Raw genomic sequence first — 442 nt, forward strand, 5'->3', positions numbered from 1 at the left:
GCTTTGCCTGTGCAAAGAGCCCTGCCCGGCGATGTATATTGCGCAAGTTGGCGACCGATACATGGTCAAGCGGATGCCGCTTTCGGGTGGCAGCCATGATCCTTCTTGTTCCTCTTACGAGCCGCCCGACGAACTGTCCGGCCTCGGCGTGCTGATGGGCAGCGCTATCCAGGTCGATTCCGAGAGCGGCATGGCCGCGCTGAAGCTGGACTTTCGCCTATCGAAGGTCGCCACGCGATCTGTGCCGGCAGTTGGAGCCGTAGGTTCGGACAGCGTGGTCGGGGACACCAAGAGACTCTCCCTGCGAGGCCTGCTCCATTATCTCTGGCACGAAGCGGAGCTGACAGTCTGGACGTCGCAATGGGCTGGCAAACGGCATTGATGGAATATTCGTTGGCATCTCGTCGAGGCCGCTGGCCAGATGACGGTCAAGGGCGGAGCA

The 442-nt window shown here is 61.1% G+C and carries 1 protein-coding gene; it reads left to right on the plus strand.

Going from position 1 to position 442, the window contains the following annotated elements:
• The coding region (locus tag EH240_RS37540) for a DUF1173 family protein (RefSeq protein WP_245436722.1) at window positions 1–382 on the plus strand (382 nt) is incomplete at its 5' end.
• Window positions 383–442: the final 60 nt, after the last annotated feature.

Source organism: Mesorhizobium tamadayense, from assembly GCF_003863365.1.
Classification (GTDB): Bacteria; Pseudomonadota; Alphaproteobacteria; order Rhizobiales; family Rhizobiaceae; genus Mesorhizobium; species Mesorhizobium tamadayense.